This is a genomic window from Demequina sediminis (assembly GCF_039545075.1).
Lineage (GTDB): Bacteria > Actinomycetota > Actinomycetes > Actinomycetales > Demequinaceae > Demequina > Demequina sediminis.
Genome location: NZ_BAABRR010000005.1, coordinates 51402 through 68840, shown reverse-complemented (window position 1 = coordinate 68840; position 17439 = coordinate 51402). Strand labels below are relative to the sequence as shown.

The following is a 17439-nucleotide window of genomic DNA, read 5'->3' as shown; positions in this document are numbered from 1 at the left end:
CGCCAGAGGAACTCGGAGGGAGACCACGAGGCACGAGCAGGACGGGCAATCACTCACGGGAGGGGAGGGGCACATGGACCAGGAACGCGACGCCGCATCGCGGCACACGCCGGTGATGCTGGAGCGCTGTGTCGACCTGCTCGCCCCCGCCCTCGCCGCACCCGGCTCGGTCGCGATCGACGGCACCCTCGGCATGGGCGGTCACACCGAGGCGATCCTCGAGCGCTGCCCCGAGGCGCGCGTGGTCGGAATCGACCGCGACCCGCAGGCGATCGCCCTCGCGTCGGCGCGGCTCGCACGGTTCGGCGATAGGTTCGTGGCGCACCACGCGGAGTACGACGACATCGAGGGTGCGCTCGCGGCCGCCGGCGCCGACCGGGCCCACGGCATCCTGCTCGACCTCGGCGTGAGTTCGCTGCAGATCGACGATGCCGAGCGCGGCTTCTCGTATGCGCAGGACGCGCCGCTCGACATGAGGATGAACCCGGCCGATCCGGTCTCGGCGGCCGACCTCCTGCGAGACGCCGACGAGCGCGAGCTCACGCGCATCCTGCGCGACTACGGCGAGGAGCGCTTCGCCTCCAAGATCGCCCGTTCGATTGTGCGGCGTCGCGAGACCGAGCCGTTCGAGCGCTCGGAGCAGCTCGTCGATCTGGTGCGCGCGTGCATTCCCGCCGCGACGCGTACGCCGGGGGCAGGCAATCCGGCCAAGCGCACGTTCCAGGGCCTCAGGATCGCGGTCAACCGCGAGCTCGAGGTGCTCGAGCGAGCGATTCCCGCGGCGATCGAGGGGATCGGGGTGGGGGGCCGCGTGGTCGTCATGTCGTATCACTCCCTCGAGGACAGGATCGTCAAGCGCGCCTTCGCCGCCGGCGCCGAGTCTCAGGCCCCTCCCGGACTGCCGGTCGTGCCGGACGAGGACCTTCCCTATCTGCGCCTCCTCACCCGGGGAGCGGAAAAGGCCTCGGCCGAGGAGGCCGAGCGCAACCCCCGATCCAAGCCCGTCCGCCTCCGCGCGGTCGAGCGCCTCCGTCCCACCCCGCCTCAGCGACTCAGGAGGAACCCGTGAGCGCCGCACCCCTGCGCCAGCCGCGTCCCGCCGTGCACCCCCGCACCGCGCCGAGCGCGCGCCCCGAGACGGGGACCCGCACTCACCTGCGCGCCGTCCAGGCGCCCGAGCGTGGCCGGTCGCTGCTGCCCTTCGCCACGCTGTGCGTCGCGATCGTGATCGGCGCGCTGTCGGCCGTGCTGCTGCTCAACACCTCGATGACCGAGGGCGCGTACGAGCGCCGCGACCTCAAGATCGAGATCGCCGCCCTCCACAAGGAGAGCGCGGCGTACCTCGAGACCCTCGAGACCAACGCGGCCCCCGCGAGCCTTGCCGCCCGCGCCGAGGAGCTCGGCATGGCTCCCGCGACGGCGCTCGGCTTCGTGTCACTATCGGACGGAATCGTCCTCGAGACCGGAAAGAAGTAGACCGCATGGCCACTCCCCGCGCTCCGCGCCTCGCGGATCCGCGGCTGCGTCAGCGCGTCATCTCGCTGGTGTTGCTCGCGGTGCTGCTGGTCTTCGCCGGACGCCTGGTCCTCATCCAGGGGGTCCGCTCCTCGGTGCTGTCCTCCGAGGCGCTGTCGCAGCGGCTCGTCACTCAAGAGGTGAGCGTGCCGCGCGCGGACATCGTCGATCGCAACGGGACGGTGCTCGCGACCTCGGTGCAGCGCTACAACGTGGGCGTCAACCAGGTCAAGATCGCTGACTTCGTCCGCACGGAGGACGGCGTGGTGCTCGCGGAGGGCCCCGCGGGTGCGGCAGAGATTCTCGCGCCCATCCTGGGAATCGACGCGGCGGAGCTGGGCGCGAAGATGGTCGGCGACAGCACGTTCGTCTACCTCGCGAAGGACATCACCCCCGAGACCTGGGACCTCATCGCGGCGGAGAAGATTCCCGGCATCGAGCCGGAGGCGGTCGAGAAGCGCCTGTACCCGAACGGCAACCTCGCGGGCAACGTCGTGGGATTCATGGGAGGCAAGGAGGACGCGCCCGGAGTGTGGGGACTCACCGGCGTCGAGGCCGCGTACGAGGAGCAGCTGCTGGGGACTCCCGGCACCATGACGTACGAGCGGGACGGGTCGGGTGGCTACCTCATTCCCACCGGGGTGCGCGAGGAGACCGCCGCGGTGCCCGGTGACGACGTGGTGCTCACCCTCGACCGCGACATCCAGTTCTATGTGCAGGGCCGTGTTGAGGAGGCGCTCGCGCAGACCGGCGCGAGCCACGCCACGGTCGTGGTCGAGGACACCACCACGGGCGAGATCTTGGCGCTCGTGGACTCCGGCAGCGTCGACCCCAATGATCCCGGCGCGACCGATGCCGCCAATCGCGGCGCGAAGTCCGTGTCGACCGTCTTCGAGCCGGGCTCGACCGCCAAGGTCATCACGATGGCCGCCGCCCTCGAGGAGGGCGTCGCGACCCCCACGAGCGAGTTCATCGCGCCGTATCGGTACACGACCGACAACGACCAGACGTTCCAGGACTCGCACGAGCACGAGGACCTCAAGCTCACGCTCACGGGCGTGCTCGCCGAGTCCTCGAACACGGGCACGGTTCAGGTGGGCGAGCTGCTCAGCTCGGAGCAGCGCTGGCAGTACCTCGATGCCTTCGGCTTCGGCAAGCGCACGGACGTGGGGCTGCTCGCCGAGTCGCCCGGCATCCTGCACGACGCCGAGGACTGGGACGGCCGCACCAAGTGGGCCGTGACCTACGGCCAGGGCGTCTCCGTGACCGCGGTTCAGGCGACGCAGGTCTTCGCGACTATCGCGAACGGCGGGGTGCGCCTGCAGCCGACCGTCGTGAAGGGCTTCCGCAAGGACGACGGCACCTTCGTCGAGCGCGAGGTCGACGAGCCCGAGCGGGTGGTCTCCGAGAAGACGGCCACGCAGCTGATGACGATGCTCGAGGACGTCACCCAGGAAGGCGGCACCGGAGTGCTCGCCAAGATCGACGGCTACCGCGTCGCGGGCAAGACGGGTACCGCGCAGGCGACCGGTCCCGACGGCAAGCTGAGCTCGATCGTCGCGTCGTTCATCGGCATCGCCCCGGCCGACGACCCGCGTATCGTCGTGTCTGTCATCCTGTACGACCCGCAGACGGAAATCTGGGGTGGTACCACGGCCGCGCCCGTGTTCAAGGATGTGGCAACCTTTGCGTTGCAGTCGCTGCGGGTGCCTCCGTCGACGACGGAGCCCACGCTGTACCCGACCACCTGGGAGTGAGAATGCCGGACTTCGCGATGCGCCCCAGCCGCGTCGCAGGCGCCCTGCTGAGCGCCATCGAGGCGCGCGCCGGCGCGGACCTGCACGGAGCGGACGTCACGGTGACGGGCGCGACGGTCGACTCCCGGGCGGTCGAGCCCGGCGACCTCTTCTGCGCGCTGCCGGGCGAGAACGCGCACGGCGCCCGCTTCGCGGCCCAGGCCGCGCAGCGCGGTGCGGCCGCGATCCTCACGGACCGTGCGGGCGCCGCCGAGGCGCGCGCGACCGGGTTGCCCGTGCTGGTCGCGACGCACCCGCGGCGCACCGCCGCGCTGGCGGCAGCGGAGATCTACGGAGATCCCTCTCGCGACGTCGCGCTGATCGGCATCACGGGCACCAATGGCAAGACCACCACGTCCTTCCTGGTCGAGGGCGCGCTGCGGACCACCCACGCGTCGGTGGGCCTGCTGGGAACGGTCGAGATGAGGATCGGCGACAGCGCCACCCCGGCATCGCGCACCACGACGGAGGCGCCGATGCTGCAGGGCCTCCTCGCGCGCATGAGGGAAGAGGGCGTGACGGCCGCGGTGGCCGAGGCGTCCTCGCAGGCGATCGCGCTCGACCGCGTGACCGGAACGCGCTTCCGCACCGTGCTGTTCACGAACCTGTCGTATGAACACCTCGACTTCCACCACACCATGGAGGAGTACTTCGAGGAGAAGGCGCGCATCTTCACGCCGGAGTTCGCGGATCGCGCGGTGGTGCTCGTCGACGACGAGTGGGGCCAGCGGCTCGTGGGGGAGTCCACGGTGCCGGTGGAGACGGTCGCGACCCGTCCCGGGTCTCCGCGCGCGGACTGGGCCGCAGTCGACGCGCGACCCGCGGACCGCGGCGGGATGACGTTCGTGCTCGTGGCGCCGGACGGCTCGCGCCACGACGCCGAGGTGCGCCTGCCCGGCCTCATCAACGTCTCCAACGCCGCGGGCGCGATCGTGGCGGCCCACGCCACGGGGGTGCCGCTCGCCGACGCGATCGCTGGCGTGGCATCGGCCCGGCCCGTGCCGGGACGCACCGAGGTCGTGACGGCGCGCGACGAGTCCACTCCCATGACGGTCGTGGACTACGCGCATACGCCCGACGGCATCGCGAGCGTGCTCGACGCGATGCGCCTGGTCACCCCGGGCAGGATCATCATCGTGTTCGGCTGCGACGGGCTCCGGGATGACTCCAAGCGGCCGGGTCTGGGCAGCGCGGCGGCGACGCATGCCGACGTCGTGATCGTCACGGACGAGAACCCGCGCACCGAGCCGCCCGAGCACATCCGCGCGCGCATCCTCGAGGGCGTCGACGCGACGCGCGAGGGCCGCACGGACGTGTTCGAGATCAGCCCCCGCTCCGCTGCCGTCGAGGCCGCGGTGCGGATGGCGGGTCCGCTCGACACCATCATCGCCACCGGCAAGGGGCACGAGACCACTCAGGAGATCGACGGCGTGCACTATCCCTACACGGACGCTGGCGCGTTCCTCGAGGCCCTCGCCGCCGTCCACGAGGAGCGCGGCGCGTGAGGCCGGTCACGGCTCAATGGGTCGCGAATGCGGCGGGCGGGACGCTCGCCGCCGACGTGGACACCTTGGTCGAGGGCGTCGACAAGGACTCGCGCGACGTGCGTCCAGGCTGGCTGTACGCCGCCTTCGTGGGGGAGCGGTCCGACGGCCACGACTTCGTGCCGCAGGCGCTCGCCAACGGGGCCTCGTTGTGCCTCGTGTCGCGCCCCGTCGACGGCCCCCACGTGCTCGTCGGCGACGTCACGGCGGCGCTCGGCGCACTCGCGCGGGCGTATCTGGCGCTGCTGCGGACCGAGGGCGACCTCACCGTCATCGGGATCACCGGCTCGAATGGCAAGACCACGACGAAGGACCTGCTGGCACAGGTGTTGCCCGACGTGGTCGCGCCGGTCGGCTCATTCAACAACGAGATCGGCCTGCCGCTCACGGTCCTGCGTGCCGACTCCTCGACCCGCCACCTCGTGCTCGAGATGGGGGCGAGCGGTCTCGGCCACATCGCGTACCTCACCTCGATCGCCCCTCTCGACGTCGCGGTGGCGCTCACCGTGGGCACCGCCCACATGGGCGAGTACGCCTCGCCCGACGACGTCGCGGTGGCCAAGAGCGAGATCGTGCGCGGGCTCGTGCCCGGCGGCGTCGCGGTCCTCAACGCGGACGATGCCAGGGTCGCCGGGATGGCGAGACTGGCCGAGCGCGTGGTGACCTTTGGCGTGTCGACCGGCGACCACCGCGCCGTCGGGCTCACGACCGAGCGTGGCCGTGCCTCGTTCGCGATCGGCGACCTCCCGCGGCGCACCCTCACGCTCGTGGGCGAGCACCACGTCACCAACGCTCTGGCCGCCTTCGCGGTGGCCGTCGAGTGTGGAGTCGACGGTGCCGCGGCGTGGGAGGCGATCGCGGCGGCGCGACCGCTGTCCGCACACCGCATGGCGCTCACGGAGCGCGCCGACGGCGTCACGATCATCGACGACGCGTACAACGCGTCGATCGAATCCGTGAGGGCCGCCCTGCGCGCCCTCAAGCTCGTCGCCGACGGCGGCCGCACTGTCGCCGTGCTGGGCGAGATCCGCGAGCTGGGAGACGCCTCGGCGACCATCCACTCGGAGATCGGCACGGACGTCGTGCGCCTGCGCATCGACCACACGATCATCGTGGGAGACGGCGCGCGGCCCGCGTATGTGGCGGCCGTGAGGGAGGGTTCGTGGGGTGACGAGGCGGCCTTCGTCGCTACAATCGGCGAGGCGCGAGAGCTCCTCGATCGCATGCTGCGGCCGGGGGACACCGTGCTCGTCAAGGCCTCGCACGGCTCCGGCCTGTGGGAGCTCGCCGATCAGCTCGTGGGAGGAACCGCATGAAGGGCGTCGTGTTCGCGGGAGGCCTCGGAGTCCTCCTGTCGCTGCTCGCGACGCCGCTCTTCATCCGCTATCTGACGCGGCGCCAGTTCGGCCAGTTCATCCGTCAAGACGGCCCCGCGAGCCACCACGTCAAGCGCGGTACCCCGACCATGGGCGGCGTGATCATCATCGTCGCCGCGGTGGTGGGCTGGCTGGGAGGCAACCTCATCGTGGGACGCGCGCCCAGCGCATCGTCCCTGCTGGTGGTCTACCTCATGGTGGGACTGGGCGTCGTGGGATTCCTCGACGACGCGATCAAGATCTCGCGCGAGCGCTCGCTGGGACTGAGCGCGCGCTGGAAGTTCCTGGGCCAGGGGATCGTGGGTGTCTCGTTCGGCATCCTCGCGCTGCAGTTCGAGGATGCCAGGGGAGTCACGCCGGCCTCGACCGCGATCTCGTTCCTGCGCGACACTCAGCTGGATCTCGCGATCTGGGGCCCCACGATCGCGCTCATCCTCTTCGTCATCTGGTCGAACTTTCTCATCACCGCGTGGTCAAACGCGGTCAACCTCACCGACGGACTCGATGGTCTTGCCTCGGGAACCGCGGTGATCTTCTTTGGCGCGTATGTGCTGATCCTCATCTGGCAGGTGAACCAGCGCTGCGGAGTGCCGGGGGCTGGCTCGCTCTGCTACGAGGTGCGCGACCCGTGGGACCTGTCGATCCTCGCGGCGGCGATCGCGGGCGCGAGCCTGGGCTTCCTGTGGTGGAACGCGTCGCCTGCGCGCATCTTCATGGGCGACACCGGTTCGCTCGCGCTCGGCGGCGCGATCGCGGGCATGACCATCCTGTCGCGCACCGAGGTGCTCGGCGTCGTGGTCGGTGGGCTGTTCGTGCTCGTCGTCGCGAGCTCCGTGTTGCAGATCGGGTGGTTCAAGATCTCGGGCGGTAAACGCCTGTTCAAGATGGCGCCACTGCATCATCACTTCGAGCTCATGGGGTGGGGCGAGGTCACGATCGTCACGCGCTTCTGGATCATCGCCGCGATGTTCACCGGTCTCGGCGTGGGGCTGTTCTACGCGGAGTGGGTGGCCTCCCTGTGACGCTCGCGGGCAAGCGGGTCCTGGTGCTCGGGACAGGGATCGCAGGCACCGCCGCGGCCGAGGTCACGCGCGAGCTGGGTGGCACGGCGGTGACCGTGGACGCCAACGGTTCGGCCGACCACCTGGACGTGAGCGAGCTCGAGCTCGAGGCCTTCGACCTCGTGATGGCCTCTCCCGGCTTCGCGCCGCACTCCGAGGCGGTGCGTGCATGCGAGGCCGCCGGTCTCGAGATCTGGTCCGAGATGGAGTTCGCGTGGCGTGTGCGCCGACCGGGCATCCCCTGGGTCATGGTGACGGGCACCAACGGCAAGACCACCACGACCCAGATGGTCGGGGCGATCGCCGCGGCAGGCGGGCTCGACGTGCGCGTGTGCGGCAACATGGGGATTCCCGTCATTCACGCGGCGCGCGAGGAGTGCGACCTGGTCGCCGTCGAGATCGCGAGCCTCCAGCTGCACTTCGCGCACACCATCTCGCCGCACGCGGCCGTCTGCCTCAACGCCGACGACGACCACACCGACTGGCACGGCAGCCTCGAGGCCTATCGCGCCGACAAGGCGAAGGTCTATCAGCACGTGCGCGTCGCGTGTGTGTATCCCGCGGCCGATCGCCTGGTTGAGTCGATGGTCGAGGAGGCCGACGTGATCGACGGCGCCCGCGCGATCGGTGTGACGCTCGGAGCGCCCGCGGTGTCGCAGCTCGGGATCGTCGATGGCGTGATGTGCGACAGGGCGTTCCTCGATTCGCGCCACCACGAGGCGATCGAACTCGCCCACGTCGAGGACCTCGACCACCTCGTGGCGGGGGACGTGCCGCCCTACCTTGCCCTCAATGCGCTCGCCGCCGCGGCGCTGTGCCGCGCGGTGGGCGTGGCGCCCGAGGCCGTGCGCGACGGGCTCCGCGGATTCCGGCTCGATGCCCACCGCACCGCATGGGTGCGTGACGTCGACGGCGTCGCGTACGTCGACGACTCGAAGGCGACCAACGCGCATGCCGTCGAGGCGGCCTTCGGCGGTCGCGCTCCACGCTCGGTGGTGTGGATCGCGGGAGGACTCGCGAAGGGGCAGGAGTTCTCCTCGCTCGTGTCCGCGATCGGTCCGCGCGTGCGCGCGGCGGTGCTGATCGGGGTCGACCAGGCGCCGCTCGCCGATGCGCTCGCGAGACACGCGCCCGAGATACCCGTGGTGTCCATCGCGCCGGGGGAGGATGTGATGCAACGGGCGGTCGAGGCCGCCGGGGGGCTCGCGGAGCCGGGAGACACGGTGCTCCTGTCACCCGCGTGCGCATCGATGGATCAGTTCCGCAGCTACGCGGACCGAGGAGAGGCGTTCACCAGGGCGGTGGAGGCATTGGACCGCTAGGGGGTGACATGACGGCGACGGCGGCACGGCCCGAGACCAGCGTCACGGCCTGGCGTTCCCCGATGGCGACCTCCTACCTGCTGGTGGCCGGCACCACGATCCTGGTCCTGCTGGGCCTCGCGGTGGTCCTCTCGAGCTCATCGGTGACGTCGATCCGGACGGATTCCGGCAACGCCTACTCGCACTTCATCACGCAGGTCATCGCGCTCGTGATCGGCCTCGCTGGCCTCGCGGTCGGCTCGCGGGTGTCGCCCACGTTCTGGAAGCGGGTCGCGCCCTTCGCCCTGTTCGGCTCGATCGGTTTGTTGATCCTCGTGCTCGCCACCGGCTTCTCGTCGGGAGGCAACCGCGCGTGGATCCGCATCGCGGGATTCAGCCTGCAGCCGTCCGAGGTCGCCAAGCTGGGCCTCGCGCTCTACCTCGGCGTGGTGCTGTCCATGTTCCGGCACCGGCTCACCAACCTCAAGTACGTGATGGTGCCCGGCGGGATCGTCGCGCTGGGCGTGCTGGGGCTCGTGCTCGCGGGACGCGACATGGGCACCGCGATGGTGATGCTGCTGCTCGTCGCGGTCGCGTTCTGGGTCGCGGGGGTGCCGGCCCGGTTCTTCGGTCTCTTCGGCGCGTTCGCCGGGGTCGGCATCCTGGTCCTGCTGAACTCGGGAGAGACCCGCATCGCCCGCATCATGCAGTGGGCGAGCGGGTCGTGCGAGGACATCCAGGCCTGCTGGCAGTCGACGCACGGCACGTGGGCGCTCGCGTCGGGCGGCCTGTGGGGCCTCGGCCCCGGCATGAGCCGCGAGAAGTGGGGCTGGCTGCCCGCCTCCGACAACGACTACATCTTCGCGATCATCGGCGAGGAGTTCGGGCTGATCGGCACGCTGCTCGTGCTGGCCGCCTTCGCGATGATCCTCATCGCCGTCACGCGCATCGTCACGCGCTCCACGGATCGCTTCGTGCAGATCTCGGGCGCCGCGATCGGCGCATGGATCGTCGGCCAGGCGACCATCAACATCGCGGTGGTCCTCGAGCTCGCGCCCGTGACCGGCGTGCCGCTTCCCCTCGTCTCCTCCGGAGGTTCGTCGCTCATCATGTCGCTCGTCGCCGTCGGCGTCCTCATGTCCTACGCCCGCCACGAGCCCGGCGCCGCCGAGGCCTTCGCTGCCCGCCCCTCGGTGGTGCGGCGCTCGCTCGCGGTCCTGTCGCGAGGACGCCGCCGTGGCTAGCCTGCTGCTCGCCGGTGGCGGCACCGCCGGACACGTCAACCCGCTCCTCGCGTGCGCATCGGCCCTCGTCGCACGCGGCCACACGGTCGCGGCGGTCGGCACCGCCGACGGACTGGAGGCCGACCTCGTCCCGCGCGCGGGACTCGACCTCATCGAGATCGACAAGGTTCCGTTTCCGCGCCGCCCCGACGTCGCCGCGCTGCGCTTCCCCGCGCGGCTGCGTCGCGCGATCCGTGACGCCGAGGCCGCGATCGATCGGGTGAGGGCCGATGCCGTGGTCGGCTTCGGCGGATATGTCTCGACGCCGGTCTACGTCGCCGCGCGTCGACGCGGCCTGCCGATCATCGTGCACGAGGCGAACGCGAAGCCGGGCATCGCCAACAAGCTCGGCGCGCGGCTCACGTCGCACGTCGCGGTGACCTTCCCCGGCACCCCGCTGCGCGGCGCGGTCGTGACCGGCCTGCCGCTGCGCCGCGAGATCGAGGACCTCTCGCGCACGCTCGCCGACCCCACGTCCCGTGCCGCCGCCGCGGCGGCGGCACGCGAGGCGCGCGGCTGGTCGCCGGATGCCCCGGTGCTGCTCGCCTTCGGCGGTTCGCTCGGGGCGGCGAGCCTCAACGCCGCGCTCGCCGAGGCGGTGGGCACGCTCGTCGGACACGGCGTGCACATCATCCACCTCACGGGCAGGGGCAAGACCGAGGAGGCGTACCGCGCACGCGCGGCGCTGCCGACCGCGGATCGGGGGATGTACGCCGTGGCGGAGTACGCGCACGACATGGCGGAGGCCTTCTCCGCCGCGGGGGCGGTCGCCTGCAGGTCGGGCGCCGCGACCGTGTGCGAGATCGGCGCGCTGGGGCTGCCCGCGCTGTATGTGCCCTTGCCGCACGGCAACGGCGAGCAGGCCCTCAACGCCGCCGCCGCGGTCGAGGCGGGCGCCGCCGCGCTCGTGCGGGACGCGGACCTCACTCCCGCGATCCTCACGTTGCAGGTCGAGTCCATGCTGCTCGACCCCGACACGGCAGGCGCGATGCGGACCGCGGCCAGCGGGATCGGCATCGCGGACGGCGCGGCCCGCCTCGCGGATCTCATCGAGGCGGCCCTTGCGGAGGCGGCGGCATGACCGATCGCATTCACTTCATCGCGGTCGGCGGCTCGGGCATGTCCGCCGTCGCGCGCCTCATCGCCGCGCGCGGCTACACCGTCACCGGCACCGACCTGCGCGAGAGCGCGTACTTCCTCGCGCTGCGCGACGCAGGCATGGACGTGCGGATCGGCCACGACGCGAGCCTGGTCGACGGCGCCACCGCGGTCGTGGTGTCCACCGCGGTGCGCGAGACCAACGTCGAGTTGGCGCGCGCGCGTGAGCTCGGCATCCCCGTGTGGCACCGCTCGGAGGCCCTCGTGGTGGCCCTCGAGGGGCAGCGGCTCGTCGCGGTTGCCGGATCGCACGGCAAGACCACCACCTCGGCGATGGTCGCTCACGCCCTGCACGCGAGCGGCATCGACGCTGGCTTCGCGGTGGGTGCCCGCGTGTTCGGCATCGAGGGTGCCGTCGCGGGGGGCTACGCGGGCTCGGCCGGCATCGCAGTGCTCGAGGCCGACGAGTCGGACGGCTCGTTCCTGCGCTACTCGCCCGAGGTCGCGATCCTGCTCAACATCGAGCCCGACCACCTCGACCATCACGGCACGGTCGAGAACCTGCATCGCGCGTTCGGCGACTTCGCCGCGCAGTCTCGCACCGTGGTCGCGTGCGTCGACGATCCCGTCGTGCGCGGACTCGCGGACCGTGCCCGCGCGGCGGGAACGCGCGTGCTCACCTATGCCACGGCATCGTCCGGGCTGGAGGCCGACGCGCTCGTGGGGGGCACCACCGTGACTCACGCGGGACGCGAGGTCCCCCTCATGGTCTCGTCGCCCGGCCACCACAACCGCCTCAACGCGACGGCCGCGTGGCTCGCCGCGATCGAGATGGGTGCGGATCCCGCGGCGGCGGCCGCATCCTTCGCCTCTTTTGCCGGCACCGGGCGCAGGTACCAGCTGCGGGGCGAGGCGGCGGGGGTGCGGGTGATCGACGACTACGCGCACCATCCCACCGAGGTCGCTGCGCTGTTGCGCGCGGCGCGCGACGGGGGAGTGGGACGCATGGTCGTGCTGTTCCAGCCCGCGTTGTTCACTCGCACGCAGATGCACGCGGAGGGTTTCGGTCGCGCGCTGTCGGTCGCCGACACCGCCGTGGTCCTCGCGCCTGTCCACGGCGATCGGGAGGACCCCATCGAGGGAGTGACGTCCGCGTCCATCGCGGCGCACGCGACCATGCCGGAGGGATCGTCCCTGGTGCTCGCGGACGACCTCGAGGAGGCCGCGCGGCTCGCAGCCGACCTGGCGCGCCCGGGCGACACGGTGTTCACCGTGGGCTCGGGGACCGTGACGCTCGCGGCCGACTGGATCCTTCAGCGCCTCGCGACCCGCGAGGCCGCCGCCACGCCCGCCGAGGACTCGGATGGCTGAGGCGCGCAGGCCGCCGCGCCCGGCGATGCCTCCACGGCCGGCTGTGCCCGCGAGGCCGGCCATGCCGGCGCGCCCCGCTCCGGCGGTGCCGGAGCGGCCTCGCTCGGGCACCGCGGTCACGGGAGAGCGTCCGCAGGACGCTCCCGCGCGCGCCACCCCCGCCTCGGATGAGCCTCGGGACCCGGCCGCGGCCTGGCAGGTCTCGACCGCGCGGCGTCCGCGCGCACGCGCGACCGCAGACGTGAACGCCACCGAGGGCTCGCGATTCATGGGCGCGATGAGGCGGGGCACGGCTCGTGGGGCGGGTGCCGCGGCCGAGCAGCTGGGCAACGTCACGCTGCGCCTCCAGACGCGCCTCAAAGAGCAGGCGGCGGCGCAGCGCCGCCTGTCCGCGATCGTGTGGGCGCGACGTGCCGGGTATGTGGCGCTCTCGGCGCTGCTGGTGTGGATCGTGGTGGCCTCGCCCGTCCTCGCGCTCGATCCCGAGCAGGCCGAGGTGTCCGGCTTTGGCACCGTGGTCGACCCCGCCGACGTCGATGCGGTGATCGCGGAGTACGAGGGCACCTCGCTCGCGACGCTCGCGACGTCGCGCCTCGCCGACGCGCTGAGGGAGGTGCCAGGCGTGCGCGACGCGACCATCGAGCGCGTGTGGCCGCGCGGGCTGCTGGTCGAGCTCACGTCGCGCGAGCCCGTCGCGGCGGTACCGGACGGCGAGGGTGGGTTCTGGCTGGTCGACGCCGAGGCCACGCGCGTGGGCCGCGCGGGCGAGGCGCAGGAGTCGCTGCCGGTGGTCACCGTGCCGGTGGGGGAGGACCACGTGCGCGTGCTCGAGTCCGTCCTGGGGGTGGTGAACCAACTGCCCGTCGCGCTGCGCGAGCGCGTGAGCGACGTCAGCGCGTCCACCGAGGACACGGTGACCTTCGAACTGCGCGACGGACCACGCGTCGAGTGGGGCAGCGCCGAGGACTCCGCGCTCAAGGCCGGCGTCCTGCAGGTGCTGCTCGACTCGGGCCAGGCGCGCGACGCGTCCGTCATCGACGTCTCGGCCCCGACGCTGCCGACCACCAAGAAGTAGCAGACTCCCCGCTGCGGTTGCGCGTGCGCCGATAATTCGCGCCGCGCCGCGCGTGTCGGGCCGTCATGAGCGACCCCTGCCCGTACCTTCGACAGTGAACGACTTGACATAACTATAACCCTCAACTTGAGGGTTAAGGTTGAAAGGGACTGGCACATGGCCGCACCGCAGAACTACATCACGCACATCAAGGTCGTCGGCGTGGGCGGCGGCGGCGTGAACGCCGTGAACCGCATGATCGACGTCGGCCTCAAGGGCGCCGAATTCATCGCGATCAACACCGACGCCCAGGCGCTGCTCATGTCCGATGCGGACGTGAAGCTCGACATCGGCCGCGAGCTGACGCGCGGCCTCGGCGCGGGAGCCGACCCCGAGGTGGGCCGCAAGGCGGCCGAGGACCACGAGGACGAGATCGCGGAGGCGCTGCGCGGTGCCGACATGGTCTTCGTCACCGCGGGTGAGGGAGGCGGCACCGGCACGGGCGGCGCGCCCGTCGTGGCGCGCATCGCGCGCGCGATCGGCGCGCTCACGGTGGGAGTGGTGACGCGCCCGTTCGGCTTCGAGGGCCGTCGCCGCGCCGACCAGGCCGAGTCGGGAATCGCCAACCTGCGCGACGAGGTCGACACCCTGATCGTCATCCCCAACGACCGCCTGCTCGACATCTCGGACGCTCAACTGAGCGTGCTCGGGGCCTTCGCGGCCGCAGACCAGGTGCTCCAGGGCGGCGTGCAGGGCATCACCGACCTCATCACGACGCCGGGCCTCATCAACGTCGACTTCAACGACGTCAAGTCCGTCATGCAGGGCGCGGGTACCGCGCTCATGGGCGTGGCCAGCGCACGCGGCGAGTCCCGCGCGCTCGAGGCGGCCGAGGGCGCGATCGCGTCCCCGCTGCTCGAGGCCTCGATCGAGGGCGCGCACGGCGTGCTGCTGTCGATCTCCGGTGGCTCGAACCTGGGCATCAAGGAGGTCGAGACGGCCGCGCGCCTGGTGCGCGAGGCGGCTCACCCCGAGGCGAACATCATCTTCGGAACGGTAATCGACGACTCGCTGGGCGACGAGCTGCGCATCACCGTCATCGCGGCAGGCTTCGACGGCGGCGCCCCCACGCACCGCACGCACGCGGGCGCACTGGGCACGATCGAGTCCGCACCCGCACCCAAGGCGGAGGAGCTCGAGCCCGTGGACGCACCCGTCGAGACCGACGTGCTGCCCGCGAGCCCCTACGCGACCGAGCCCGCGCCCGCCACGGACGCGATCCCTACGAGGCCCGCGCCGCGCGAGGGGGCCGACACCCTCGACGTTCCCGAGTTCCTGCGGTAACACGGGGTGCTCGACGCCGGGCTTCCCGTTCGCGCCTTCTTCACCACCCGTGAGGGAGGGGTGTCGGTGGCTCCGTACGCGTCGCTCAACGTCGCCACTCATGTGGGCGACGCGCAGGAGGCGGTCGCGCTCAATCGCGCGACCGTCTCCGCCGCCGCGGGCGCTCCCGTGTCCTTCTTGACCGCGGTCCACGGGATCGGCGTGGTCGAGGTCACGTCGCCCGGCGAGGAGCCGGGGCCCGGCGACATCCTCGTGACGTGCGTTCCCGGTGTCGCTCTCGCCGCGATCGCGGCGGATTGCCTGCCGATCCTCCTCCACGACACCGCGTCGGGCGCCGTCGCCGCGGTCCACGCCGGGCGCGAGGGACTGCGCCGCGGCGCGATCGACGCGGCGGTGGCGGCGCTGCTCGACCTGCGAGGCCCTCGCGCGCGCGGCGACTTCTCCGCGAGCATCGGCCCCGGCATCTGCGGGCGCTGCTACGAGGTTCCCGCCCCGATGCGCGAGGAGGTAGCGGCGCGCCATCCCGCCGCCCGCGCCGTCACCCGCACGGGCTCGCCGGCGCTCGACCTCGCGCGCGCGGCGGAGGTCCGACTGGGCGAGTTGGGCTTCTCGACCGTGCTCAGGCATCGGTCCTGTACCGCCGAGGATCCCCGCCTGTTCTCGCACCGCCGCGACGGGGTGACCGGTCGCCAGGCCGGGGTGGTGGTGTGCGGCGTGTCGGTCCCTGACCGGCCGCGGGGACGGCCCTAACGTGAAGACGATCAATCGCATCACACCCAGGGGGTCAGAATGAGCGCACTGCGCAAGGCGATCCAGTACCTCGGCTTCGACGTCAACGAGCAGGAGGAGTACGAGTACGCCGAGCCCGAGCTCGCGCCCGTGACGAACCTGCACGACGTCTCCGAGGTCAAGCAGGCGAGCGCCACTAAGGCGAGCGCCTCCCGTCACGCCCGCGCACCGCGCGAGGCGGCGCCGGCGACCGCACCCGCGGCGGACCTCCGCCGCATCCAGACCATCAAGCCGCGCAGCTACAACGACGCGCGACTGATCGGCGAGGCGTTCCGCCAGGGCGTGCCCGTCATCATGAACCTCACCGAGATGACCGATGCCGACGCCAAGCGCCTCGTCGACTTCTCCGCCGGGCTGTCCTTCGGCCTGCACGGCTCGATCGAGCGCGTGACGACGTCGGTGTTCCTGCTGTCGCCCGCGCACGTCGAGATCGGAATCGACGACGAGCCTCAGCACGACCAGGCGTTCTACAACCAGGCCTGAGGGGCAGGTTAGGCTCTCCTGGTGCCATTCATCATTGGAGCGCTGCAGTTCCTCCTCTTCCTCTTCATGCTCGCCTTGCTGGCGCGCGTCGTGATCAGCCTGGTCATGGCGTTTTCGCGTGACTGGCGCCCGACAGGCGCCGGTCTCGTGGCCGTCGAGGGCGTCTTCACCGTCACCGATCCGCCGATCAAGGCGGTGCGCCGCGTCGTACCGCCGTTGTCGCTCGGCCAGGTGCGCATCGATCTCGCCTTCATCATCGTCTTCCTGGGAGTGCAGCTCCTGTCGGTCGCGCTGAACGCGTTCCGCTGACGAGACCGGCTCACGGCCGCTCAAGTGCGTGCCGATAAGTGAGTCGGTAGAGTGACAAATTATCCGTATGGCCGAACAACCGGCCCTGACGCAGACGCGAGGTGCAAGTCGACATGTCAATGCTCACCGCCGAGGACGTGCTCAACAAGGCCTTCTCCAAGACCAAGTACCGCGAGGGATTCGACCAGGACGAGGTCGACGACTTCCTCGATGAGGTCGCGGCGACCATCTCGCAGCTGACCGCCGAGCGCGACGAGCTCGCGGCGCGGCTCCAGGAGGGCGGCGGCGCACCGGCCCCGGCCACGGAGGCGTCGCCCGACACGGGGCTGCTGCAGGCCGCGACCGACCCCAACCCGCCGACACCCACCGGCATGCTCGCGATGGCGCAGAAGCTCCACGACGAGTACGTCGAGGCGGGCGAGGCCGAGAAGGAGCGCCTGGTCGAGGAGGGCAAGGCGAAGGCCGAGTCGATCGTCGAGCGTGCCGAGCAGGACGCGAAGGCGCGCATGGATCAGCTCTCGTCCGAGCGCTCGCTGCTCGAGACCAAGATCGATGACCTCCGCCGCTTCGAGCGTGACTACCGCGCGCGGCTGAAGTCGTACCTGTCGAACCTGCTCGGCGACCTCGACCACGCCGAGGGCACCGCTCCCGCGCCCGTCGCGACGTTCGTGGGCGAGGAGCTGCTCGACGGCTCCGACTCGGCCGAGACGCCGGAGCCCGAGGCCGCCGCGCCCGTGTGGGGTGCTCAGGCGCACGAGGCCGTGTCCGAGGACGACTCCGAGCCGCAGGCCGCCACCGAGCACGAGGACCAGGCGCCCGTGTGGGGTGCCGCGCCGCAGGCGAGCGACGCGTCCGACGACGAGTCTCACGACGAGTCTCACGACGGGTCTCACGACGAGACGGAGGACGCGGCACAGGAGGACGCCGAGCCCGAGCAGCAGGCCCCCGCTGCGCCGTTCGCCCCGGTCACGGGCGTGACGCCGACCCTCGCGGAGCCCGCCTACCAGCCGCAATCGACGCAGTTCGGCACGCCGTATGCGCCGCAGAATCCCTGGGCCAAGCCCGCGGAGGACGAGGGCGACCAGCGCGCCTGATCCCGACCACCAGCAGGGCGC

General features: G+C 71.6%; 16 protein-coding genes. All 16 read left to right on the top strand.

The annotated features are described in order from the left end of the window. Positions 1-73: 73 nt before the first annotated feature. The 16 genes from rsmH (at position 74) to ABEA62_RS05790 (ending at position 17418) form a co-directional block, all read left to right on the top strand. On the top strand, positions 74-1069 hold the full coding sequence (gene rsmH / locus ABEA62_RS05865) for a 16S rRNA (cytosine(1402)-N(4))-methyltransferase RsmH (RefSeq protein ID WP_286216335.1): 996 nt from the start codon (positions 74-76) through the stop codon (positions 1067-1069). After that, entirely contained in the window at positions 1066-1476 is a 411-nt protein-coding gene (ftsL, locus tag ABEA62_RS05860) for a cell division protein FtsL (protein WP_286216334.1), read from the top strand. Before rsmH ends, ftsL begins: the two co-directional genes overlap by 4 nt. Before the next feature lie 5 nt (positions 1477-1481). Beyond that, positions 1482-3272, top strand: a complete 1791-nt coding sequence (locus ABEA62_RS05855; protein ID WP_286216332.1) for a peptidoglycan D,D-transpeptidase FtsI family protein — start codon at positions 1482-1484, stop codon at positions 3270-3272. A gap of 2 nt (positions 3273-3274) precedes the next feature. Beyond that, on the top strand, positions 3275-4816 hold the full coding sequence (locus ABEA62_RS05850; protein WP_286216331.1) for a UDP-N-acetylmuramoyl-L-alanyl-D-glutamate--2,6-diaminopimelate ligase: 1542 nt from the start codon (positions 3275-3277) through the stop codon (positions 4814-4816). Beyond that, the gene (locus ABEA62_RS05845; RefSeq protein WP_286216330.1) at positions 4813-6171 is read left to right on the top strand and encodes a UDP-N-acetylmuramoyl-tripeptide--D-alanyl-D-alanine ligase; all 1359 of its coding nucleotides are present in this window, start codon (positions 4813-4815) and stop codon (positions 6169-6171) included. Before ABEA62_RS05850 ends, ABEA62_RS05845 begins: the two co-directional genes overlap by 4 nt. Further along, positions 6168-7253, top strand: coding sequence for a phospho-N-acetylmuramoyl-pentapeptide-transferase (mraY, locus tag ABEA62_RS05840; protein ID WP_286216328.1), 1086 nt, complete (start codon positions 6168-6170; stop codon positions 7251-7253). Before ABEA62_RS05845 ends, mraY begins: the two co-directional genes overlap by 4 nt. Continuing rightward, a complete protein-coding gene (gene murD / locus ABEA62_RS05835) occupies positions 7235-8614 on the top strand; it encodes a UDP-N-acetylmuramoyl-L-alanine--D-glutamate ligase (protein ID WP_345379068.1) in 1380 nt (459 codons plus the stop codon). Before mraY ends, murD begins: the two co-directional genes overlap by 19 nt. Before the next feature lie 8 nt (positions 8615-8622). Then, positions 8623-9837 (top strand): FtsW/RodA/SpoVE family cell cycle protein, encoded by a 1215-nt coding sequence (locus tag ABEA62_RS05830; RefSeq protein WP_286216327.1) that lies wholly within the window; start codon positions 8623-8625, stop codon positions 9835-9837. Beyond that, entirely contained in the window at positions 9830-10957 is a 1128-nt protein-coding gene (locus tag ABEA62_RS05825) for a UDP-N-acetylglucosamine--N-acetylmuramyl-(pentapeptide) pyrophosphoryl-undecaprenol N-acetylglucosamine transferase (protein WP_286216325.1), read from the top strand. Before ABEA62_RS05830 ends, ABEA62_RS05825 begins: the two co-directional genes overlap by 8 nt. Further along, entirely contained in the window at positions 10954-12345 is a 1392-nt protein-coding gene (gene murC / locus ABEA62_RS05820; RefSeq protein ID WP_345379064.1) for a UDP-N-acetylmuramate--L-alanine ligase, read from the top strand. Before ABEA62_RS05825 ends, murC begins: the two co-directional genes overlap by 4 nt. 61 nt (positions 12346-12406) lie before the next feature. Further along, the gene (locus ABEA62_RS05815; protein ID WP_345379062.1) at positions 12407-13420 is read left to right on the top strand and encodes a cell division protein FtsQ/DivIB; all 1014 of its coding nucleotides are present in this window, start codon (positions 12407-12409) and stop codon (positions 13418-13420) included. A 156-nt stretch (positions 13421-13576) separates the two neighbouring features. After that, positions 13577-14743 (top strand): cell division protein FtsZ, encoded by a 1167-nt coding sequence (gene ftsZ, locus ABEA62_RS05810; protein ID WP_286216322.1) that lies wholly within the window; start codon positions 13577-13579, stop codon positions 14741-14743. A gap of 6 nt (positions 14744-14749) precedes the next feature. After that, positions 14750-15493, top strand: a complete 744-nt coding sequence (locus ABEA62_RS05805; protein ID WP_286216321.1) for a purine nucleoside phosphorylase YfiH/LACC1 family protein — start codon at positions 14750-14752, stop codon at positions 15491-15493. Positions 15494-15532: 39 nt separating this feature from the next. Continuing rightward, on the top strand, positions 15533-16015 hold the full coding sequence (locus ABEA62_RS05800) for a cell division protein SepF (protein WP_286216319.1): 483 nt from the start codon (positions 15533-15535) through the stop codon (positions 16013-16015). A 21-nt stretch (positions 16016-16036) separates the two neighbouring features. Next, on the top strand, positions 16037-16324 hold the full coding sequence (locus ABEA62_RS05795; protein ID WP_286216318.1) for a YggT family protein: 288 nt from the start codon (positions 16037-16039) through the stop codon (positions 16322-16324). Between the two features lie 113 nt (positions 16325-16437). Beyond that, positions 16438-17418 (top strand): DivIVA domain-containing protein, encoded by a 981-nt coding sequence (locus ABEA62_RS05790; RefSeq protein ID WP_286216316.1) that lies wholly within the window; start codon positions 16438-16440, stop codon positions 17416-17418. Positions 17419-17439: the final 21 nt, after the last annotated feature.